Below are 21791 nucleotides of genomic sequence, written 5' to 3'. Positions count from 1 at the left end.
GCCTTGCCGTCAGGCGTTGCCGCCCAGCAGCGCGGCGTTGCCGCCGGCCGCAGTTGTATCGACGCAGACGTGGCGCTCGGCCAGGACCCGGGCGCGGTCGGGCTGCCCGGGGATTAGTGGCACGATAGGGCCGTCGCGTTTGGCGAGGGTCTCTTCGATCCGGCGACCGGTGTCCTCATCGCCCCACCACAGGACGCCAGCGATGTCCTGAAGGCTCTCAAGCTGCTGCAGGTCCAGCATGCCGTTTGCCTGAATGGCGGTGCCGCCAAGCTGCATGACCGCCTTGGCCTGTGCGGCGGCAGCTTTGGCTCCCGGACCTATGCACAGAAGCGGCGGGCGGGCGGTGACGGTCAGCCGGTTGGATTCGCCGGTCGGCCCGGGCAGAGAGGTGGTGACCGGCGCCGTAGCCGTCCCGAGTGCGCCGGGCAGTTGGGAGGCGGCGCCTGACCAGGTCTCTGCGCTGTTTTGACGATCCGGCGCGCAGAAGCGCGACAGGTAGAAGGGGCCACCCGCCTTGGGGCCGGTGCCGGACAGGCCTTCGCCGCCAAAGGGCTGGCTGCCGACAATGGCGCCGATCTGGTTGCGGTTGACGTAGATATTGCCCGCGTGGATCCGATCGCAGACATGCTGCACCCTGTCATCGATCCGGGTGTGCAGGCCAAAGGTCAGCCCATAACCGGTGCCGTTGATCTCGGCGATCACCCGGTCCAGGTCCCTCGATTTGAAACGCGCCACATGCAGCACCGGGCCAAAGATTTCCTGCTCCAGCGCGGCGATGCCGGGTACCTCGATCAGGGTCGGTGCCACAAAGGTGCCGCCCTGCGGTGTCTGCATCTCTTTTATCACCCGACCTTCGGCGCGCGCGGCGTCGATATGGGCCAGAATGCCCGCCCGTGCGGTTGCGTCGATGACCGGGCCGCTGTCGGTGGACAGATGCCAGGGGTCGCCAAGGGTCAGCGTGTCCATCGCGCCTTTCAGCATCTTCAGGAAATCATCCGCGATGTCTTCCTGCACATAGAGGCAGCGCAGCGCACTGCAGCGCTGGCCTGCGGATTGAAAGGCGCTTTCGAGGATCGATTGCACGGCCTGTTCCGGCAGCGCAGTGGAATCCACGATCATGGCGTTCAGCCCGCCGGTTTCAGCAATCAGCGGCGCGCCGGGTTTCAGGTTTGCCGCCATGGCGCGGCGGATACGCAGGGCTGTTGCGGTTGAGCCGGTAAAGGCCACGCCGCCAACGCGCGGATCCGAGGTCAGCGCCGCGCCAACGCGGGAGCCGGGGCCGGGCACCAGTTGCAGGGCGGAGCGCGGAACGCCTGCCTCATGCAACAGTTCCACGGCGCGTTGAGCGATCAGAGGCGTCTGCTCGGCCGGTTTGGCCAGCACGGCATTGCCAGCCGCCAGCGCGGCAGAGACCTGCCCCGAGAAGATCGCCAGCGGGAAATTCCAGGGTGATATGCAGGTGAAGATCCCGGCTGGCGCAGCATCCGGAATGCGGGCGGCGTAGTAGCGCAGGAAGTCCACTGCTTCGCGCAGTTCGGCCACCGCGTCGGGGATGGATTTACCCGCCTCCCGTGCCAGCAGCGCGAAGAGTTCGCCGTAGTTTGCCTCGTACAGATCTGCCGCCTTGTTGAGGGCCGCCGCCCGATCCGCAGCAGAGGCGTTCCAGGGCTGGGCGGATGCGAGCGCCGTTTCGATATCCGCCGCGCTCGATGGGGTCAGCTGTCCCACCGGCGTCAGATCCGAGGGGTTGGTCACATCCTCGGGGGCATCCGGTGTGGCTGTGCCTGCCAGCAAGGGGCCTGCCTGCCATTGGTGATCGCGCCAGGGCGCGCGGGCGGCTTCGATGGCAGCCAGCGTCGGCGCGTGGCCCAGATCAAACCCCATGGAGTTGCTGCGCTCGGGCGCAAACATCTCGGGGCCGGTGGGGATGCTGCGGCTGACATCGGCAACCGCATCGAAGGGATCGGCAGCCACCACCTCGGGCGGGACGTTCTCATCCACGATCTGGTTCACGAAAGAGCTGTTGGCACCGTTTTCCAGCAGACGCCGCACCAGATAGGCCAGCAGATCACGGTGCGCCCCAACGGGCGCGTAGATCCGGCAGTTGGTGCCGTTCTGCTCCTTGACCATCTGGTGCAGGGTTTCGCCCATGCCGTGCAGGCGCTGGAATTCGTAGACACTGCTGTCGCTGGCCATATGCAGGATGGCGCTGACCGTATGGGCGTTGTGGGTGGCAAATTGCGGGTAAATGCGGTCGGTCATGCCCAGCAGTTTGCGCGCGTTGGCGATATAGGACACATCGGTCAGCGATTTGTTGGTGTAGACCGGGAAGCCGTCGATGCCTTCGACCTGGGCGCGCTTGATCTCGGTGTCCCAATAGGCGCCTTTGACCAGCCGCACCATGAAGCGGCGGTCGTATTTTTCGGCCATCTGGTAAAGCGCATCAATCGCCAGCCCGGTGCGCGGCCCATAGGCCTGCACCACGACGCCAAAACCGTCCCAGCCTGCCAGCGCCGGATCCGACACCACCGCTTCGATCACCTCCAGCGACAGCGACAGGCGGTCGGCCTCTTCCGCATCGACGTTCAGCCCCATACCTGCGGCCTTGGCCAGCAGCGCCAGCGCCTTTAGCCGCGGCACCAGTTGCTGCATCACCCGGGCTTCCTGCGCCAGTTCATAACGCGGGTGCAGCGCCGAGAGTTTCACGGAAATGCCGGGGTTCTTGCGGATGTCATCGCTGCCGCAGGCCACGGCAATGGCAGAAATCGCCTTTGAATAGGACAGGTGATAGCGGGAGGCGTCCGCTTCGGTACGCGCGGCTTCGCCCAGCATGTCGTAGGAATAGGTGTAGCCCTTGGCCTCCATTCCGGCGGCGCGCTTCATCGCGCTTTCGATGCTTTCGCCCAGAACGAACTGGCGGCCCATTTCCTTCATCGCGCGGCCCACGGCGGTGCGGATCACCGGCTCACCCAGACGTTTGACGGCGCCGCGCAGGGCGCGCACCGGGCTTGGCTTGGCCTCATCCAGCACCTTGCCGGTCAGCATCAGCGCCCAGGTGGAGGCATTGACCAGCGAAGAGGAGGAATGACCAAGGTGTTTGCCCCAGTCAGACGGCGCAATCTTGTCTTCGATCAGGGCATCGATGGTATCGGCATCCGGCACCCGCAGCAGTGCCTCGGCCAGACACATCAGGGCGATCCCTTCATCGGTCGACAGACCGTACTCCGCCAGGAACACCTCCATCAGCCCCGGGGCCGAATGGCCACGGATATCCCGCACCAGGGCGGCCGCATTGGCGCAGATCGCCGCACGTTCGGCTGCGGGCAGGGCGGCGGTGGCAACCAACTGGTCGCGCATGGCGTCCTGATCGACGTAGGTGCCTGCATCAATGCGATAACGCAGTTGATCCTGCTGTGTGTCGGGGCTCTGGGGGGCGGGGGCGTGTGTCATGCAGAAGGCTCCAGTATGTTCCGCAAAAAGTCTGATGCTCAGAATACAGCAAATATTGCGGGACATTCGCCTGATTGTGGGGGATACTCAGGTCAATTGCCGCGAAATTACGCTGTAGGAGGGTCAATTGAACTATAGCGATCTTGATAGATATGACCGCGCGATTCTGCATGTACTGGGCGAGGATGGTCGGATTTCGGTCGCGGATCTGGCCCGTCGCATTGGTCTGTCGAAATCGCCGACCCAGACCCGCCTGAAACGGCTGGAGGCCGAAGGCATCATTACCGGCTACCGGGCCTTGCTGGATCCGATCCGGCTGGGGCTTGATCACGTCGCCTTTGTCGAGGTCAAGCTGGAAGACACCCGCGAGGCGGCGCTTGCCAAATTCAACGCTGCCGTGGCGCGGATCCCGGAGATTGAGCAGGTGCATTTGATGGCCTCCCATTTCGACTACCTTTTGAAGGTGCGCACCCATTCGATGTCGGCTTATCGCGCGGTGCTGGGCGAGAAGATTTCCTCGCTGCCGCATGTTGCCTCGACCTCGACCTATGTGGCGATGCAGGCGGTCAAGGAAGACGGCGCCCTCGCTCAACTTTAGGTGGCGTACAGGGGGTGCTGTTGCGCGCGTTGGGATGGGCAGACCCAGGAAATTCCCCCATCGTGCCTCCAACAGCGGGCAGGCCGGGGCGCCTCGCTCGGTAAAAAAATGAGGCAGCATTACATGAGCGAGTATCCCAAAATCTGGCTATTGCGCCACGGGCAGACCGAATGGAACGCCGAGCGCCGCGTTCAGGGACAGTTGGAGTCCCGTCTCAGCCCGCTGGGGCTGGAACATGCGCAGCGTCAGGCCGAATTGATGCAGCCGATCCTGAGTGCGGAAAACCCGCCGTGCTATGTCTCGCCTCTGGGCCGCGCGCAGCAGACCGCAGAGATCGCTCTGGCAGGTCGCGAATTCACCACGGACGCCCGTCTGGCCGAAGTTCACGCCGGTGATTTTCAGGGCCACCGGCTGGTGGATCTGGAGCAGGACTACCCGGATATCTTTGCGCGGAACACTACGCCGCTGGATATGTTCTGCGCGGCGCCCGGCGGTGAGGGGTACGAGCGCTTCCATGCGCGGACCCTGGATTTCCTGCAAACGCTCAGTGCGCCTTCGGTTGTGGTGGCGCATGGTCTTCTTGGGCAGGTGATGCGCGGAATCATATGCGGATTGGACAGATCGGAGCAGGCAAAATTGTCGAATGGACAGGGCTGCGTCTATGTTCTGGAGCAGCGCCGTGAAACGGTTTTACGCTGAGCGAATTTTTGTGACAAAAAACGCGAGGAAGCTCTTGCGCTGCCACGGAGATTTCTCTAAATCCCGCTTCATCGGGTGATTAGCTCAGTTGGTAGAGCGCTTCGTTTACACCGAAGATGTCGGGAGTTCGAGTCTCTCATCACCCACCATACCCTCCCTAATGATCAATTGAATCAATGCGTGAGTGTCCCATGTCTGGGGGCAGTTTGGCGGCGTGGGACACCTACCATTTCATACTGGCTAGTTTAGCAACCGCATCAGCGGCCAGTCGTCGGCGTTCTACGTCCTTGGTGTAGATCTCTGAGGTGGCTGCTTGGGAGTGCCCATGCACCGCCATGATCTGATGTTGCGTGGCGCCTTCCAGCGCCAATAGGTGGCCAGCCGCTTTTCGAATGCCGTGTGGGCTTCGGTCCGGCAGACTGGCTTCTCTGCACCAAGTCTTGAACCGGTTCCTGAAGCTGTCACTTGAGGAAAAAGGCGTGCCGTGTGAGCTGAGCAGGTAGCACCCATCCACATGAGAGACGTTCTGCGCAGCGATAGCTTTGGCCAGTGGGGGCATGATCGGGATTTCCACATACGTGGATCCCTTCTTTCGTGGTTGCCAGCCAAGCCAACGGATACCGTTGCTGGTGGATTCGTTGTTTCGTCCGATCCAGATTGCATCAGAGACGCGGCAGGCGGTGAACATAAAGACGGTCAGTGCCAGATGAGCCATCGTCCCAAAGGGATGGCGCTCGCGGAATTTTTTGAGGTCATCGACTGTCCAGGGGGTGGCGCCGCCTGCTGATCTGTATGTGGTGCTGATCCCCTTGGCCGGGTTGGGGCGAACATATCCGCGCTCATCGGCGAACTTATACATCGCGCGTAGGGAACCGATTGTGTTCTTTCGGGCGCCGGGCTTCTCGATCAGGGTGTCAATGAACTCGACAATCACCTCCTGCGGGACGCCAGCGTCGTACTCGCGCAATAGCGCGCCATCGACTTCGTGGTCCAGGAAGCGCCCGAGTACATGCTGACGCTGTTTAACAGTTGCTGCCTTGATTTCCCCTGCGGTTTCCATGGCTTCCATGTGCTCCAGGAAAAAGCAGCCACAGCCATTCTGTTGACTTCTGTACTGCCATGTCCGCCGGACGCGCTGGAGGCTCGTATAGCACTCCGGCGCGGGCAGCGTGGTAGGCTTCCATAAAGTGTTGGCTGTCCAATCCGACCTTGAGGGTGATCCGACGCCTTTTATCTCCGGCTACACGCACTCGCAGGCGAGAATTGCCAGATGGCATCGGTTCGCGGATCAGCCCTGGCAGTTCTATCTTGACCATTGTCGGGGGCCTTTTTCGTTTTTCTTCGTCCGTCTGGGGACCGGCAGGGTTTCCACATCTACCATGACTTGGGTCAGGATTCATAACCAGTAGATGACGGTTGCAGCGAGGGCGATGGCTGAGAGGAATACCTTGGGACAGCGGTCATAGCGTGTCGCCACACGCCGCCAGTCCTTGAGTCTGCCGAACATGATCTCGATGCGGTTGCGTCGTTTGTATCGGCGCTTGTCGTATTTGACCGGGGTCTTGCGTTGCTTTCTGCCGGGGATGCAGGCGCGTATCCCTTTGTCTTTCAACGCGTCCCTGAACCAGTCGGCGTCATAGCCACGATCCCCGAGCAACCAGTCGACCTTTGGCAGGCTGCTGTGCAGCGCCCGCGCGCCGATGTAGTCGCTGACCTGACCGGCGGTGACGAACAGGTTGAGCGGCCGCCCTTGGCTATCGCAGATGGCATGCAGTTTGGTGTTCATGCCGCCCTTGGTCCGACCGATCAGGCGTCCACGCCCCCCTTTTTCGCGGCCATGCTGGTCGCAGTGCGATGTGCCTTCAAATAGGTCGCGTCGATCATCGCGGTCTTTTCCTCGCCGTGTTCGGCAGCCAGGCCGACCATCATCTGCGCGAAGATGCCTTTTTCGCTCCAACGCTTCCATCGGCTGTACAGCGTCTTGTGCGGACCATATTCCCGCGGCGCATCCCGCCAGCGCAACCCATTGCGATTGATGAAGATAATCCCACTCAACACCCGTCTGTCATCAACCCGTGGCTTGCCGTGCGACTTCGGGAAAAAGGGGCAAGTTTGGCCATCTGCTCGTCGGTCAGCCAGTAAAGGTCGCTCATGTCACCGCTCCGCTTTCCGAGCCGTGAATCACGTAGCGCGTTGAAAATCAATGCATCCTGACCCTAGGACCGGTAGTAACCGCTTCCAGCCCAATCATGGCGTTCGCAAACGGCGCATCAATGACCTGCTGCAGCTCCGAATGCGTCCCGCAGATTATCCGTCTCATGACATTCCAAGCACTGCCGCCTAATAAGGCGATGCTGGACCCTGTGAAAAGGTCGTGGAAGCGCAGATTGCAGCCCACTGACAACTTCGACAGGGCTACCTCATACCGGCCTTTTCAGCGCCGATTTGAGGCCTTATAAATAGGCTTCAAAATCTCATTGACACGGCGAGTTGAAACCTTTTGTCTGTCTCTGCTGGCATAGCGAGCAGAATAACTTTGTGTGATCAAATCCTTTTGAGAAAGGAAGTTACCATGAAATTGAATCCCAATAAAATCCTGACATTGAAGGGCAGCAAGGCAGCGGCCGCTCCGAAAGTCGGTGAACCAGCCCCGCCAGGCGGTGGCTTCTAAGTCAATCCCGCACGAAATTCCAAATTCTGAAGAACGCGGCGGCCCGCTAACTGGTGGGCAGCTGCATGTGCGCGTAGGCTTTGGCCGCCGATACATTAGAGAAAATAGACCTTATGATGACTTCAAACATGCAGATCGACGAAACTTTTCGTTCGATTTCGCGTTTGACCGAAAATTGGCCGGGCCGGGCCGTCGGCCCCCGTGGTGTTGTAAGGTACCTGAATTCAGCCGGAACTCTCCCACCGATCCTATGGTTCTTCAATGCGGCGCATGAACCTGCAAGATTTCACGCCACACTGGATCCGGAACGGCCGTTTTTTGCGCTTCGCTCTCTTAATCTTATCATGAAACCCTCGCCTGAGCGGGATGAAATCGGCGCCGACATGGCGCACCATCTAGCGGACGCGCTGACAGGCATGCTCCCCAAGGAGATCGCGGTTGTTGGTGGGAATTGCCAAGGGGCGCCATTTGCAATCTGTTTTGCACGGCGTCTTCTGGAACTTGGTCACGACATCAAATCCGTGGCTGCGATTGATGCCATTCCCGACTACGCAATACCTGTTCCTGTGTTGCTAAATTTCGGCGCGGAAGCACCCGAACGAAACCCCTTCATGCAGGACCAGTGTGTGACCAAGAGACGGGTTGAAAACCTGTTTCCGGCATATGAGCAAGCCAGCCTTCCCTGTGGGCATGGCAAATACTTCGAGGCGGAAAACCTCCCTTACCTCATCGCCAACATCGAAAAATTCATAGGGTCCCGTATTCGCGCCGAAGAGCAGCAGTAAGCGTGGCCGGGGTGGAATGAGAAAACAGAATGGATGGATGAACCTCCATGCCGAGGGTTTCGGCAATAAGACGACACAGGCCAACCGCTTTCAGGGAATCCCCGCCTAGATCGAAAAAATCGCTGTCTTTCGACAATTCGGCATCGGGAAAACAAGCTTTGAATGAGTTTTCGACGCAAGCCCTCAGCTCAGATGACATGGCATGTCTCCGGATTGTCCTTGATCTCCTGCTGCAAGTGTGCCCTTGCGACTTTGAGACCAGATGTCTTTGGAAGCACCGGCATCAGTACGATTCTGTCCGGCCTTGTTAGCGGGGATAGCTGCGCTCTCAACCGGGTTTTGAAATCACTGAGATTGCTTGGCTCGGCTTCGATGACCGCAACGATCTGATCGTCATCACCGGCCTCGCTCGGGCTGGAAATTATGCAACAAAGCGCCGCGCCAGTAACTTCCTGGACCCGGTTCTCCAGGTCCGGTGCGTTGAAGGAAACGCCGTTTCGGCAAAAGTACTCCTGCACTCTTCCCACAACATAGAGATATCCCTCGTCGTCCAGGTAGCCACGATCACCTGGGCGAGCGGCACTGCCATTTACCTGCGTTTCAATATGGCCAACCTGGTTGTTGGGCAGAGGGCAGCCTTCGTCATCGACGATCCTGATATGATGATGTGGAAGCGGTTTCCCGACTGAGGTCGGATAGCTGTCAATCGCATCCCCTTCCAGACGGGATATGATGCCCGTTTGCGTCGAAGAATAGGTAACGCAGAGCTTGTCCGAAAGGATGGACTTGGCTTCAGTCAGAACCGAGCCAAGCAGCGGGCCGCCGATACTCTGCATTTTGACCAGCCTGTCATAGCGTGGCCTGTTCCCGACCAGCCCTTGCGCTTTGATGTGCTGGACCAGACCGCGGATCAATACCGGCGGCAAAGTGGCTTCTTCTGCATCCTCATGCAGAAGAGCCGCATCGAGTTCCCCATAGTCGAAGAACACCGGGACAGTGATGATCTTTCGCCCGCTGATCGCGTTGCGATACCAGATGTAGCGCGTTCCCGGAAAACTGAGATTGAGACAGGACACTGCATTTCCCCAATCGCCTCTTTCTCCGCCCGTGGCCATCCGGTCAGTGGCACTCAAAAGCTCCTCATGTGACACCGGGTGCAGCTTCGGAACACCGGTTGTTCCAGAACTCATGATGAAATCTGCGGTGACGTGCGGCGTGGCCGGGAAAACCAGCTCTCCCGAAGTTTGTGTCGCTTGCCCCCCTCTGGGAGACTCCAGAATCCCTTCGTTCTGGGTCAGCTTCCTGAAGTCTGAAAAGACACATACAGCGCGCGCCCTCCCAGCCCTTTCCAAAATGTCCGAAGGCGGGCTTCTGAAATCGAGCACCAGAGGCGAGGCCCCCAATGCCCATAGCGCAAGAATTGCAGCAAACGTGTCAATCTGGTTGGTGTTGGCAAGCCCTACCACCTGGCCAGCGGCAACGCCTTTTCCGGCAAAGGCTAACATCGTCAACTCGATGCGCATTTTGAAGTCTGCGTAGGTGAGGGAGCCGATCCCTGTTCCGCTCCGAGTTTCGAAAAGTATGGCGCCCGGGTTTATTTCGACCTGTTTAAGAAAGGCCGCGCCGATCGTTTCAGGAGCATGCATCTGACATTGCCCTTTGTGCATCATCAAACAACCGGTGTCCCAGAGGCGTCAAACGGGCATGTTGTTCGACTTGGGTAGCGCAATCCCGAAAGATGATCGCCGCCTGCCTGCTTTGGCGGCGCAGTTCTTCGGCGTCCGGCCCGCAAAAGCCGTTGTCGAGCATAGCCCTCGCAGATTGCACCATGCGTGCCGAGACCCAGGCCGCATGGAAAATCCCCTCCATCGGGCGCGGCGTGGAGCGGAGGGGAGAGCTGAAGAGCTCGTTATCTTCATTCAGGATAACAGGGTCATCCAGATGATATAGGAACAGTTTGGCATGAGAGCTTTCATGCACCAGCGTCATCAGAACCGTTGGCAGAATATCAATCTGGTCAGAGTTCACGAGGATGGAACCGAAGGCTGCAAAGACCGTGGCGCCGCCAAAGCCGCTCTTCTTCGGATCTCTGTTAACGCCAAGGTATACCTGCGTCACGAGGAGATCGAACTCTTTGGCCCAATCGGGCGCGTACTGGTCCAGCATGTTTATCGCTAGATTGATCTTGGCAGCAGCTTGTTTCTTCGCCTTGGCACCGGGAGCGCTCAGGTCAGATGTAAGCCCAGCATCATCGCGAAACACACGACGAAGAAGGTTACATGCACTGAGGCCCAGCTCTTCTTTCGACAGGCCGAGTACCCTGAGGCCGGTCGCCTGGACGGGATCGGGGAGCTGTAGGAATTGCAGGCAGGCCTGTTCAAAGCTGGATTCGTCCTGTGCGAGTGCAGCATTCAACATCGCGTCATGGGCGGCAAACACAAGGCTATCGGGGCGCCCGTGATCGGAGAAAATACGCTTGAGTTTTTCTTCTGCTCTCGCTGTGTTTTCGGGAGCGTCCCAGACCTCAAGCAGCAGGTGCTGCAATGAGGTCTCAAGCCTGCAGAATAGTCGAGTGATCGTTTCCCGAAGATCATCAGCATTCGGGAAAAAGGTTGTTCCAAACTGGATTTCCATAATATGTACCTAAGAAAATAACTTTCACTAACACGATACTGTTTTTCGATAAGTTTGCGATTTCATGAAGCTGCGGCTGGGGGCGGTTAAACGCTGCTATGCCTAGCTGCTCCGAACCAATATATGCGGCGTAAACCGTTGTACTATCAAGTGCTGTTTGTGGCTTCGCTTCTGTCTGGCGGGGGGAGTTTTCCCGCTGCGGAGACTTCCAGGGCACAAGCAGCATTGGCGCCTTCCGCAGCACTGTCAGTGGTTCTTGAGCACTGATGAAGGACAGATCTCGGGAGTTCGGCCACTGGCTTTCGCCTGTGTTGGAAGTCCATCGATGTACCCGGTACGAATAACGCAACAGGGCAGTTAGTGACTTTTGTAAAGTCTGGGAGTCTTCCACCAGGGCGATGATCCCTTGCTGCACGAGCAATGGAAGGAGCAGACCTTCGCCGCAGGTGCAGCCGACAAACATCATCGAACGGAAGGGATGCGGGACAAACCGGACCTTCTTGCCGCAATTCCCACTCGACGCTCTCGCAGCGAGAGCACGGGATCTACCGTTAATCATCCACACACCGACCATGGCGGCGACGAGCCCCAGGACCACCGGTAGGGAAGGGCGCTTGCCGAGAATGCCTATGCCCAGCAGAACGCCCACATCCGCACGCAGGTAGCTTTGGCTGAGCCTCTCCGTACAGGATTGACGTGCGGAAGACTGGGGTTAGCGTGACAACGCCGTCGTTTCCGGAACCGGACTATGAGGCCGTGGCGGTCAGGCGGGAGGAGAGGGACCGGGGGCTCTTGATGATGTCCGTGCCGAACATTTCGGGTTCGGGATCTAGCAGTTCGATCTCCGGAAACGCGTTCAGCAGCTTGTGCAGCGCCGTGTCGATCAGCATCCGGGCCAGGGGCGCCCCTGGGCAATGGTGGATGCCCGCGCCGAAACTGAAATGGGGTTTCACATCCGGCGCTTGGCCGAAAGGACAGCCGCCAGTCGTAGCGGGTGGGATTCCTGCACCATCCGTCAACCGGTTCGCCGATGGAATATGCACTAGGACAGGATCGCCGACTTCCAGGTCGTGCCCGCCCACGGTCTTGTCTTCCCGGGCGATGCGCAGCAGGTATTGCGGTGCCCCGCCCCGTCGGATCAGGTCTTCGACCGCGTTCCGGCGCGGGGCCGGGTCAGTGGGCAGGGGCCGTTGCTCTGGGTCCAGGCGCAGTACCAGCAGCAGAATATTAGACAGCGTATGCGCGGTGGTCTGCCCCGCGATGAACAGACCGGCTATCAGGGCGTCGACTTCCTCAGCCGTCAGGTCAGTTCCGGCGGCCCGTTCGAGCATGCTTGCGATTGATGTATCACGCAGGCGCCTTGTCCGAGCGTCCTTGCTCCTAATCGCTTCGAGGAGCTGGTCGGCCGCATCGTTCATCTGGCGCACCCGCCGGATCGGCAAGAGGAGTTCGGACACGAAGCGGACGGTTTCCGCCCAGCGGTTCAGATTGTCGGCCTGATCCCTTGGCAATCCAAAAAGGCGAGTCATCACTCTTGCGAACAGCGGGTCAGCGAAATCCTCGACCAGGTCAACGACGGCCGAGTTTCCAAGACGTGAGATTGCTGTGTCGACCTCTTCATCCACGATCGGCTGCCAGGCATCGATCCTGTCTTCCCGGAGCACCTGCAGGATGACGCGGCGCAACAGGAGGTGGCGAGGGCCGTTTGAGAAGAACGGAATGCTGTCGATCACGCGGATCAGTGCGTTCAGTTCCAGCCCCGCGAGATCTGCCATGTTTCGGTAGTAGCCCGGCAGATCAACCACGCTGAAGGCCATTGATCGGCTCACGTTGCGGGCGGCAGGCGGGTCAGTAATGACCCGGAACGATCTGGTACTGTTCGGTTTTGTGTGTTGCATCCGTTCCCCCACCGTTCAGTCGGTCGTCTCTCTGGCGCCATTCTGCCCTTGCGGGGTAAAGGCCCCGGCCAGATAGCTGCGGCGCACGGCGTGACGGCGAATCTTGCCGCTGGTCGTGCGTTCGAGAAGACCGCGCTTAAGGATCTGCACCTCGACCGGGTCGAGCCCGAATTCGCTCCGCAAGATCATGGCGATCCGCCGTTGCAGTTCCTCGATATTCCCAATGTCCGACAGCCTGTCCCTGACCTCGACAAGCAGTACGGCACTGCCGGGCTGGTCCCCCTCGAACGCGGCCGCGGCGAGGGCGTTCAGACCAGCATGGGCTTCCCCGGCCAACCATTCCACGTCGGGCGCAGCGACATTCTCCCCGTTCACGATCAAAGTATCCTTCAGGCGCCCGGAAACATAGAGCTGGCTATTCTCGAGACATCCGAGATCTCCGGTACGCAGGTACCGGCGGCCGTCATCGGGTACAGTTACCGCGTCAAAGGGCGTGTCTTGAGAGACGGGCCTGGCAAAGTACCCCCGGGCCACCGAGGCCGATGAAAACCAAATCTCGCCGGACTGGCCGTCTTCGGTGATGAGCTCGTGGGTTCGAGGATTGACGATACGGATCCTGTCGCGCAGGCCAAAATTTGCCGGGCAGGGGGCGACCGGGGACTGAGACGCCGGTATCTCGGCAACCGGCTCCGCGCCACTTTGGGTATCGGGCGCCCCCGCGACGAACAACGTCGCCTCGGCCATGCCATAGCAGGCGAACACGCTTTCTGGGGCCAGACCGGCAGGAGCCAAGCGCTGGCGGAACCGGGTCAGCAGCTTTTGCGGGACCGGCTCGGCCCCGCAAAACGCCCGCCGCCAGCAGGAGAGGTCCAGCCCGGAGAGCCGTGAAACGTCGGTGGATTTCAGCGCCAGGTCGAAGGCAAAGGCCGGACCGCCGCTCATCGTCGCCCGCCAGTCCGAGATCGCCTGGAGCCAGCGTGCGGGTCGCTGGACAAAGGACAACGGCGGCATCTGGATGCTCATCTCGCCCCAGAGCATCGGGTAGAGAATGCCGCCCATCAGCCCCATGTCGTGGGAATGCGGCATCCAGTTGAGCATAGTTTCGGTGTCCAGCCGCCAGGCACGGCGGACCAGCCTGCCATTCTCTACGAGGTTCCGGTTGGTGACCATCGCGCCACGGGGCTGCCGGGTCGAACCGGACGTATACTGGATCAGCACCACGTCCTCTGCAGCCCCCGACACTCCCGGGCAGGCTTTCGAGTCCAGAATGGCATCTCCGGCGCAGAGGTCCTCATAGGAGAGGATGCGTGGCATGTAGGAGCCGCGTCCGGCCCCGACATGTGCGGCCAGGGTCTCGATATCCGCGGCCCGGCATAGCACCGCTAAAGCGTCACAATCCGCCACGATATAGTCCAGTCGACTGGTTCGGCCGCGATGCCGCGGCATGGGGACCGGGACGACGACGGTTCCAGCGAATAGGCAGGCCAGCAACGTCTCGATGAACTCGGGACCTGCCTCGAAGGCGAGCAGGACCCGTGCCCCGGACAGGCCGTTTGCCACGAGCTGTTCCGAGATCTTCTGGGCGGTCTGAACGAGGAATCCCCGGCTGGCAGCATAGGTCTCCCGTTCGCCCCGTTCCAGGAAGCGCAGGGCTGGAGCCTCGGGCCGGGCATTGGCAAGGGTCAGGATTTCGCGGGCGAAACTCATGCGCTCGTCTCGCTCTTGACGCGGGGATCGTGGGGTTGGCTGGCGAAAAGGTGCTGGATCATGTCGTCCAGACGGTTGTCCGCCACCACCTTGGAGAACACCGCGTGATCGGCAAACCCCTCGATGGGGACCAGTTCGACCGCCGGATGAACCAACCGCTGTGCTTGGACGGCATCCTGCTCTGCCAAGGCACCGTAGACGATCGAGATATGCGGCACAATGTCTGCCCGCTGCAACTGCACGACCAGATCCAATGGGCGGGGCAGGGCCTTCCCGGTATCGTTGTCCGGCCCGTCGGCAGGCAGCGTTCCGTTCACCTGCAGGGTTTCGAGGCTCGTTGCGGGCACGAAGGCCAGAACACCGCGGGCCCGCAGATCGATTGCGACTTGGATCGCGGCATAGCCGCCACCCGACTGGCCTAGGCACCAGATGTTCCGGGCGCCGATCTCAGCGGCCCGCTGCCTGAGCGCGTCCAGAGTGGCGGCATAGGTGCCGCCAAGGCCTGCGACGCCGTTGAAGTAGTATTGCTCACGCGTGTCCTGAAGAAAGATGACATGGCTGTCAAAGCGCTTCAGAATGCGCAGCAGCAGTGCGAGAGAAACCCCGAAGCTGCGCGCCATGCCGGTAAAGACGACGATCAGGTTGGAACTGCCCTGCGCGCGCTTCAGAAGGTAGAAATCGTCGAAGCTCTGTCCTAGTAGGATGTCCCGCTCGGCCTCGTTGGACAGTGCCGCGTTGCCGCTGTTATCTTTCATATCTGCCTCGCTCAGGACACGCCGGATGTAGCGGCAGGCCGACAGCAGCACCGTCGCTTCGCCCGCGAGCGCCTCATTGTCGGCGAGGCCCTGCAGAACGGGTTCTGCGGTATTGATCAACCCGTGGGCCACCAGCGTTCGGGAGGCTGAAAGCCGTTCCCCCGGATCGTCCGAGCTGGCCTTCCTGAGAGCGGCGGTCAGACGGGGAGTTGGATTGATCATGCACTGTTCTCGCTTTGCGCACGTTTCCGGATCAGCAGGTCGTCGATCAGCACCGCATCCAGGCCAGTGGTCGCAAAGACAGCGATCGCGTCTTCAACCGAATGGACGATCGGCTTACCCATCACGTTAAAGCTGGTATTCAGAACGACCGGTGTGCCCGACAGGGCACCGAAGGCAGAGACCAGATCGTGCATCCACGGCGCGCCGTCACGGCTTACGGTCTGCAATCGCCCCGTTCCGTCGTCATGCACCACCGCAGGCACCCGCTCGCGCACAGCCTTGCGCCACTGCAGGGCAAACGACATGTAGGGCGACGGCTGGGCGTCGTGGAACCAGTCGGCCGCCTGCTCTTCCAGCACGACCGGAGCAAAGGGGCGGTAGGCCTCACGGCCCTTGACCCGGGCGTTGATCTTCTCTTTCATCCCCCTGTCAGTCGGGTTGGCCAGGATCGATCGGTGTCCAAGAGATCTGGGGCCGAATTCCGCGCGGTCGCGCATTACCCCGACAATCTGCCCGGCTGCCAGCAGTTCAGCAACGCGCTGCGGGGATTGAGTGCCGACGCGGGTTATATCGGCACCGGTGAAGTTGCGCAGCATGCCTTCAATCGAACGGCTCTGAGAGGTTGATCCCAAGTATGGCGATGTCTGAACCGGCAACCGCCGGTCGGGGTAGTCTTCGAGCCAAGCCGCAAGCGCCGCGCCGATCGCATTCCCGTCATCGGCCGGGGCGCTGGGAACGTGAATCGAGTCGAAGGCAAACCGTCGGAGGATCGTCCCGTTATAGGCGGAATTCAACGCGCAGCCGCCAGTCAGGATGAGGGGGCCGCCTACCTCTGTCTGCACCGCCTGCAGTACCTGGTCCGCCATCCGCCCGAAGGCGGACTGCGCGCTTGCGGCCAAGTCAGCGAATTTTTCAACATCGGGATCCGTGCGGCACCGCCGATGCTGAGTGATCAGAGCCTCCGCCGCGTCCAGAGCGGCAGCGGATGCGGGAAGGGGGCGGCCCCTGTCGAATTGCAACAGGTCAGCCATGGCGCTGGTGATTGCCCTGTCCGGCTTACCTAGGGCGGCCAGGCCCATAACCTTCCATTCCTCCCCGAGCCGCCAGTCGAAGCCGCACATGTCTGTGGCCCACCCATAATAGGCCCCAATGCTGCCCGGACCCCAAGAGCGCCAGCGCCGTGACAGGCGGCGGGCCGTCATGTCGAACACGCTGACTGACCCGACGTCGCCCTCACCATCCATCACCAGACAGGTCGCGTCCTCTGCCTCGCAGCTAAGGCTGGCCGCTAGGGCATGGGTCAGGTGGTGGTCGAACCGGCGGATGACCGTTTCCCGCGGTAGGCCGAGCGAATTGCGCAGATGAGCTCCGGCCATGGAAAATGCCTGCCTCTGCAGTGCATTGAGCCAGCGTGCGTCGGCCTCGGAAATCAGGGAAGCGTGGCCGCTGTCGGGAGGAGCGTCTAACTCTGGCTTAGCATGCTGCCAGGTCGTGGCGATAGTCACCTCGGGCGCAGTGCCACAGAGGTTATGGATTACAGGCAGCATATGCGCCGGGAGGTCCGGTGCCGCGCCCCAGGCTCTTTTGTCTTGGAGGTACCGCTCGCTCGACTCGGCAAACAGAAGCCGCCCGTCGCTGTCCACGACGGCAAAGGACGGGTCGTGTCCGGATGTAGAAAGACCGATGTAGAACCGCGCCCCAGCCACGCGTTCAGGCCCTGCTGCCAGCGAGGCTCGCGCAGACAACGTCGATGGTGCGGAATTCGAAGACCAGTGCCGGGTCAATCTCGAGTCCAAATGCGTCTTCGAGGTTGCCGCTCAGGACCACCACCTCTAGCGAGGTCAGCCCGTAGTCTTGGATTGCGGTCGCGTCATCGATCTCCTCGACAGGCAGCTTGGCGATCCGCGCGATGGAGGTGCGCAGGAAGTCGCGCATCGTCTTGTCGGAAACGGCGTTTTCTGGCACCGCAGCATCCTTTCCTCGCTGTCTCACAATTGCTTACCCGCATTACAACAAGGGAAAGCATGTTACAACAAGGCCAAGCGTGACACCATCTCCCTGTATCGTTTGACTTGTGCCGGATTGCTGCCTGTCCGCCAAGCTTAGATGATGCGCCTGCGGCGAACTGCAGCTTTTGTGCTCGGCAACGCAGCATGAAGCGTTGGCTGAGTACGTCAGAAGGTTGACGTTGCAACGCCCGCTTCCTGCGCATCGCTACTATCCGTGACCAGCGCTGCAAACGACGACTCACCGCCCAACCTGCCGGGAGCTTCCTGTTCCGTATTGCTGCACGAATGTCTCCTACGGGCTGAGAGCTGTCGGCAGTTCTTTAGGCTCTGCAGCTCCAGTCATCTGGATTTGCTTTGTGCGGATAGCGCATAGGGCGCGATATGGGGCTTGCGCCAGAGTTGTCATGCGTTCCCGGTCCAGGGCGAGCCTGTGTGAGATGGTGCCTAAACCTTGATCTGAGATGCAAATTACCGCAACCATGGGCTACCGCGCGTGTTTTTGTGAGCGCCCATTCGAAACCAATAGAACAGGCAGATTGTGTTATGCGGCTTCGCCTTCTTGGAACAGAGACCCATTTTTTCAACAGTGCCCTCCTAGGGCGGGTTCAGGAACAGGTTGCCGCTGGCCCCATTGTCTTTGTGGATGAGCTCGGCCGTCGAGTCGAAGTGGATGCTTCTCCTATCGAATTTGGTACGGACAATGTGCCTTATGACGGTCTTGTCTCCGAGATGCGTTATTACTCTAGCTCGGGTGAGCTTCAGGCGGTCATGGACGAATTGGAATGGAGCCTTGCCGATTTCCTGACCGCACGTTCTGAACTCAATGCTGGGCGCCCGGATGCCATGGCGGCCTTGTTCGAGACGCCATCCAATTTGGATGTGCAGTCCCGGAGTGCTGTAGACTTCAACTTCACCGACCTTTTTGGCTCGATTGTGGATGAGTTGGAGCAGTCGATGCGATTTTCTGGCAGTGCTGCGAATGATCACGCGAGCGGTGGCAGTAAGAACGATCGCCTTTTTGGCGGAGGTGGGAACGACACCCTCCGCGGCATGAATGGCAAGGATAAGATAATTGGCGGAGCGGACGACGACTTCATATCGGGCGGAGGTAAACGGGACCGACTCGTCGGAAACGGAGGCGACGACATCCTGCTTGGCGGCGGCGGGAAAGACAAAATCAAAGGTGGTGGGGGTCACGACCGTCTGATCGGAGGTAAGGCTGACGACCGTTTGTTTGGCAATTTCGGTGATGACGAACTGCGGGGCAATGCTGGGCGCGATCAGCTTGATGGTGGGGACGGGGCAGACACGCTGTTGGGCGGCGGTAGAGGCGATTACCTGATTGGTGGCGACGGAGATGACAGCATGGCTGGCATGGCTGGCAGTGATGCTCTTCTTGGTGGTCGTGGAGCGGACACTCTCTCAGGGGCAGGGGGGCGCGATACGATGGCTGGTGGGGCGGGAGATGACTACATTAGCGGTCAAAGCGGTGGCGACTTCCTCTACGGTGACAGTGGTGATGACACCCTTTATGGCGGTAGCGGCGACGATGTCCTGCGAGGAGGAGCAGGTGCCGACTTGCTGACCGGAGACGGCGGGGACGATACGCTCGTGGGCTATAGTGGCGATGATGTGTATTGGGGGGGCGAAGGTGAAGATCATTTCCGGTTCAACACCGTCGGGGCCTCCTACACCGTCACGAATTCTTACTGGGGTTTTGTACAGTCGGCCGGTGCCTTTGGCGCAGACGGGGATGATACGGTCCGCGACTTCAGCGCCGAGGACATCCTGACAGTAGGCGGTCAGCGGTTTACTGCGGATAGCTTGCGAACCTATGCTGCATCAGACGGGAACCGGGACGGGGCCTCGATCTGGGTTGAAAGCGGGCAGGGCGTCGGGGCTACGGATACGGTTATTCACTATGACCGCCAGGGGTCAGTTAACCCCGACACCGGGGAGTCAAATCATACCTACCTGTCCAGCGTGACACTCTCAAGCTTTTCCACTAGCGCGTCCTCCGGCGGTGGCACTCCTGGCTCCGACCTTGCTGGTTTGTCCGGGAATTTCAGAGGCTTTGAACTCACTGGAATGACGCCATTGACGGATGAAGATCCTGGAGGTCGCTTAGGTGATTTCAACGGTGACGGGCGTTCGGATCTGCTTGTCAGGGGAAGTAGCCAATCTGCCTACGAATATCATGTGCTGTACGGTGCTGCATCACAGGCGGATCTTGTCAACGTGGCAGAGGCTGCCTCGGGAAGTACCGGGTTCACGGTGACGCTTGATACCGGAAACTGGCTGGATCTTGCCAACTTCATCGGTGTGCTGGAAGACGTTGATGATGATGGGCGTGCTGACTTCGTCATGGGCGTTTCCAACTTTGAAGGTATCGGCGCGACCTTCGTCTACACCGGCTCCTCCAATGTGACACTTGCAGATGGAACAGAGCCGAATACCAGCCTGATCGAAGGCGCCGGAGAATTTCTTGGAACACTGGGGATTAATGGGGCCGCGCTAGGTGACATAAATGGTGACGGCAACAGCGATGCTCTGGTCATGGACAGCTCGCGCGTGATTGATGATACCGATTTCAATCACCTGATTGGCTACGTCATCACGGATACTTCCCTATCCAGCGTGCACCCTATCGAAGGTGGGGAAGGGGGCTTTGTAATCGACTCTGCAGATGGATTGGCGACGGGCGCCAGTGTCAGCTCCGCTGGAGATACCAATGGGGACGGGCTGGATGACATGGTGATCGCCATGCGGCACGTCGCCGATAAGACGGAGAGCTTCTTTGTGGTGCAAGGCCGGAGCCAGGGTTCGCCAGTATTCCTTGAAGACGGGTTTTCCGACGATGGGTTCCAGATACGCTCGCATCTGCAATATGCCGATGACTTGGAATGGGCGGAAACTGGCGGTGCCCAACTGTCAGGTGGAGGCGACTTCAACAACGATGGTTTGGACGACATCCTGATTGGCCTGCCTTACGCAGATCGCGGCGATCGGGAAAACACAGGCGCAGCCTATGTTGTCTTTGGAAGTGCAAACCCTGCTGCCGTTGAACTGGATGACCTCGGCTCGCGCGGGGTCGAAATCATGGGGACACAGGAACTGTCTGCTATTGGCAGCTCCGTAACGTTCCTCGGAGATGTAAATGGCGACGGGCGCGACGACATTGCCATTACGGGCAGCGACGTGAACACTGGAGAGGCGCTTGGCGTTTACGTGATTTTCGGGACGGGTTCGACTGAGGCTATTCATCTGTCTGATATCGCCGCGGGGACCGGCGGTTTTGTCATTCGCCCGGCAGATGACACATCCACCAACTACGTGGACTCTACCGCTGCTGCAGCGGGTGACATGAACAACGACGGATATGATGACATTCTTGTTACCCTTTCAGATGTCCAGAACTACGTAATTTACGGCGATGATATGCTCTAAGTTACGGTAGTTGGGCTTTGTTCCATGATTAGGGTGGTGAACGCGCTTCGCCTTTCCCAGCTGGATTGTCCTAGGGGCTCTGTGACAGCTATGCCGAGAGCGGCGTAAAAGCTGGGGATCCCACGCTTCGGATCGTCGCGACTTGCCTGCCCGCGCTGCGGCTGCAAAATCTGCCACGGATAGGACAACGTTGGAGTGCAAGCCTGAAGGTATGTCTTTCTGCTTACAGGCAACGGAATGGCGTTAAGAGGCTCTACAAGGTCCAGAACGTGGAATATGAAGGGCAGGAGACGGGGGGTCGCTTGGCGCCTTGTGCCGCTGATGACTTCGGCAGACCACAAAAGGAGGCTTTTGATGAGTGAGGCGCGGATAGAGGTTTCGAGGTTGCCCGATGGCCAGGTAAGTGTTCGTAAGGGGTTCTGGAGCGACGTGTTCGCAGAGGAGCGCCGAGAGCCTTGGGCCGCATGGTATGAAAGCATGCACGCGCAGTATGGATATTCCGGCTATCTGGAAATGGCGCGTGCCTTGCGGGAGCTTGCTCCGGCGAACGCTTGATTTAGGTGAGGCGAACCTAGCAAACTCGGCGAAAACAGTTCCGCACTGCCTGACAGGAAAACTGGAAACCTTTGAGGGTTTCCACAATCCGCCGAGCAGCCAAGGCCGGTGGGATGTGATCCCAGAGGGGTAAATCGATCGCAGGGGAAGGTGCGCCGAAATATCTAACGGAAGCTCTGGAAATGGCTGCCTTAGACCGGAGCCCCAGCAAGTTTCCGAGGCTGCGGAGACAGCAATGCCGCGAGCCAGCTGCCGACTGGGCGAAGATGGTTTTCGTGGGACACCGGTTCTGTAAGTGATTGTTTTCTATATCCGGGTTCCACTGCTGGCGTGGGACACTGCGGATCTGAATTCCTGCAGT

At 59.8% G+C, this 21791-nt stretch carries 15 protein-coding genes, 1 tRNA gene and 1 pseudogene; 5 read left to right on the top strand and 12 right to left on the bottom strand.

Going from position 1 to position 21791, the window contains the following annotated elements:
* Positions 1 to 9: 9 nt before the first annotated feature.
* Entirely contained in the window at positions 10 to 3450 is a 3441-nt protein-coding gene (gene putA / locus JL2886_RS03105) for a bifunctional proline dehydrogenase/L-glutamate gamma-semialdehyde dehydrogenase PutA (RefSeq protein WP_065270675.1), read from the bottom strand.
* A gap of 127 nt (positions 3451 to 3577) precedes the next feature.
* Between putA and JL2886_RS03100 the strand changes: the two genes are divergently transcribed.
* The 3 genes from JL2886_RS03100 (at position 3578) to JL2886_RS03090 (ending at position 4896) form a co-directional block, all read left to right on the top strand.
* Positions 3578 to 4048, top strand: a complete 471-nt coding sequence (locus JL2886_RS03100) for an Lrp/AsnC family transcriptional regulator (RefSeq protein WP_065270674.1) — start codon at positions 3578 to 3580, stop codon at positions 4046 to 4048.
* A gap of 123 nt (positions 4049 to 4171) precedes the next feature.
* Positions 4172 to 4747, top strand: a complete 576-nt coding sequence (locus tag JL2886_RS03095; RefSeq protein WP_065270673.1) for a histidine phosphatase family protein — start codon at positions 4172 to 4174, stop codon at positions 4745 to 4747.
* 73 nt (positions 4748 to 4820) lie between these two features.
* Positions 4821 to 4896: transfer RNA gene (locus JL2886_RS03090), tRNA-Val, on the top strand.
* A gap of 74 nt (positions 4897 to 4970) precedes the next feature.
* Here the strand turns inward: JL2886_RS03090 and JL2886_RS03085 are convergent.
* Together JL2886_RS03085 and JL2886_RS19130 are read right to left on the bottom strand one after the other, a co-directional pair.
* A complete protein-coding gene (locus JL2886_RS03085; RefSeq protein ID WP_082995985.1) occupies positions 4971 to 5816 on the bottom strand; it encodes a tyrosine-type recombinase/integrase in 846 nt (281 codons plus the stop codon).
* 327 nt (positions 5817 to 6143) lie between these two features.
* Positions 6144 to 6900 (bottom strand): annotated as a pseudogene (locus JL2886_RS19130) (IS5 family transposase).
* Positions 6901 to 7546: 646 nt separating this feature from the next.
* Here JL2886_RS19130 and JL2886_RS03070 point away from each other — a divergent pair.
* Positions 7547 to 8203, top strand: coding sequence for a hypothetical protein (locus JL2886_RS03070; protein WP_133245334.1), 657 nt, complete (start codon positions 7547 to 7549; stop codon positions 8201 to 8203).
* On the opposite strand, the gene JL2886_RS19845 is transcribed toward JL2886_RS03070, so the two are convergent.
* The 9 genes from JL2886_RS19845 to JL2886_RS03035 all read right to left on the bottom strand — a co-directional run bounded on the left by JL2886_RS19845 (position 8166) and on the right by JL2886_RS03035 (position 17384).
* Positions 8166 to 8402, bottom strand: coding sequence for an acyl carrier protein (locus JL2886_RS19845; RefSeq protein ID WP_082995984.1), 237 nt, complete (start codon positions 8400 to 8402; stop codon positions 8166 to 8168). The two genes, JL2886_RS03070 and JL2886_RS19845, sit on opposite strands and share 38 nt — an antisense overlap.
* Positions 8392 to 9849 carry a class I adenylate-forming enzyme family protein gene (locus JL2886_RS03065; protein ID WP_065270670.1) on the bottom strand — a complete coding sequence of 486 codons (1458 nt, stop codon included), beginning with the start codon at positions 9847 to 9849 and terminating at the stop codon, positions 8392 to 8394. The genes JL2886_RS19845 and JL2886_RS03065 overlap by 11 nt, the downstream gene beginning before the upstream one ends.
* Positions 9836 to 10837: an aKG-HExxH-type peptide beta-hydroxylase gene (locus tag JL2886_RS03060; protein WP_065270669.1), complete on the bottom strand. Its 1002-nt coding sequence runs from the start codon at positions 10835 to 10837 to the stop codon at positions 9836 to 9838. Before JL2886_RS03060 ends, JL2886_RS03065 begins: the two co-directional genes overlap by 14 nt.
* Positions 10797 to 11486, bottom strand: coding sequence for a hypothetical protein (locus JL2886_RS19315; protein WP_133245336.1), 690 nt, complete (start codon positions 11484 to 11486; stop codon positions 10797 to 10799). Before JL2886_RS19315 ends, JL2886_RS03060 begins: the two co-directional genes overlap by 41 nt.
* 97 nt (positions 11487 to 11583) lie before the next feature.
* Entirely contained in the window at positions 11584 to 12654 is a 1071-nt protein-coding gene (locus JL2886_RS03055; protein ID WP_065270668.1) for a cytochrome P450, read from the bottom strand.
* 96 nt (positions 12655 to 12750) lie between these two features.
* Positions 12751 to 14442: an AMP-binding protein gene (locus JL2886_RS03050; protein ID WP_065270667.1), complete on the bottom strand. Its 1692-nt coding sequence runs from the start codon at positions 14440 to 14442 to the stop codon at positions 12751 to 12753.
* On the bottom strand, positions 14439 to 15419 hold the full coding sequence (locus JL2886_RS03045) for a hypothetical protein (protein WP_133245337.1): 981 nt from the start codon (positions 15417 to 15419) through the stop codon (positions 14439 to 14441). Before JL2886_RS03045 ends, JL2886_RS03050 begins: the two co-directional genes overlap by 4 nt.
* On the bottom strand, positions 15416 to 16795 hold the full coding sequence (locus JL2886_RS03040) for a carbamoyltransferase (protein WP_237028411.1): 1380 nt from the start codon (positions 16793 to 16795) through the stop codon (positions 15416 to 15418). The genes JL2886_RS03045 and JL2886_RS03040 overlap by 4 nt, the downstream gene beginning before the upstream one ends.
* 334 nt (positions 16796 to 17129) lie before the next feature.
* A complete protein-coding gene (locus JL2886_RS03035; RefSeq protein WP_065270664.1) occupies positions 17130 to 17384 on the bottom strand; it encodes an acyl carrier protein in 255 nt (84 codons plus the stop codon).
* A gap of 587 nt (positions 17385 to 17971) precedes the next feature.
* Between JL2886_RS03035 and JL2886_RS03030 the strand changes: the two genes are divergently transcribed.
* The gene (locus JL2886_RS03030) at positions 17972 to 20875 is read left to right on the top strand and encodes a calcium-binding protein (protein WP_065270663.1); all 2904 of its coding nucleotides are present in this window, start codon (positions 17972 to 17974) and stop codon (positions 20873 to 20875) included.
* Positions 20876 to 21791: the final 916 nt, after the last annotated feature.

This window comes from Phaeobacter gallaeciensis (genome assembly GCF_001678945.1).
In the GTDB taxonomy this organism is placed as follows: domain Bacteria; phylum Pseudomonadota; class Alphaproteobacteria; order Rhodobacterales; family Rhodobacteraceae; genus Phycobacter; species Phycobacter gallaeciensis_A.
This window is presented reverse-complemented; position numbering and strand designations above follow the sequence as displayed.

Excerpts from the sequence above, each read along its gene's own strand:
- JL2886_RS03095 (WP_065270673.1), top strand. The coding sequence starts at position 4,172 with ATGAGCGAGTATCCCAAAATCTGGCTATTGCGCCACGGGCAGACCGAA.
- JL2886_RS03065 (WP_065270670.1), bottom strand. The coding sequence starts at position 9,849 with ATGCATGCTCCTGAAACGATCGGCGCGGCCTTTCTTAAACAGGTCGAA.
- JL2886_RS03030 (WP_065270663.1), top strand. The coding sequence starts at position 17,972 with ATGCGGCTTCGCCTTCTTGGAACAGAGACCCATTTTTTCAACAGTGCC.
- putA (WP_065270675.1), bottom strand. The coding sequence starts at position 3,450 with ATGACACACGCCCCCGCCCCCCAGAGCCCCGACACACAGCAGGATCAA.
- JL2886_RS03050 (WP_065270667.1), bottom strand. The coding sequence starts at position 14,442 with ATGAGTTTCGCCCGCGAAATCCTGACCCTTGCCAATGCCCGGCCCGAG.
- JL2886_RS03055 (WP_065270668.1), bottom strand. The coding sequence starts at position 12,654 with ATGGCCTTCAGCGTGGTTGATCTGCCGGGCTACTACCGAAACATGGCA.
- JL2886_RS03040 (WP_237028411.1), bottom strand. The coding sequence starts at position 16,795 with ATGGCCGGAGCTCATCTGCGCAATTCGCTCGGCCTACCGCGGGAAACG.
- JL2886_RS03045 (WP_133245337.1), bottom strand. The coding sequence starts at position 15,419 with ATGATCAATCCAACTCCCCGTCTGACCGCCGCTCTCAGGAAGGCCAGC.
- JL2886_RS19845 (WP_082995984.1), bottom strand. The coding sequence starts at position 8,402 with ATGTCATCTGAGCTGAGGGCTTGCGTCGAAAACTCATTCAAAGCTTGT.
- JL2886_RS03060 (WP_065270669.1), bottom strand. The coding sequence starts at position 10,837 with ATGGAAATCCAGTTTGGAACAACCTTTTTCCCGAATGCTGATGATCTT.
- JL2886_RS03070 (WP_133245334.1), top strand. The coding sequence starts at position 7,547 with ATGCAGATCGACGAAACTTTTCGTTCGATTTCGCGTTTGACCGAAAAT.
- JL2886_RS03085 (WP_082995985.1), bottom strand. The coding sequence starts at position 5,816 with ATGGAAGCCATGGAAACCGCAGGGGAAATCAAGGCAGCAACTGTTAAA.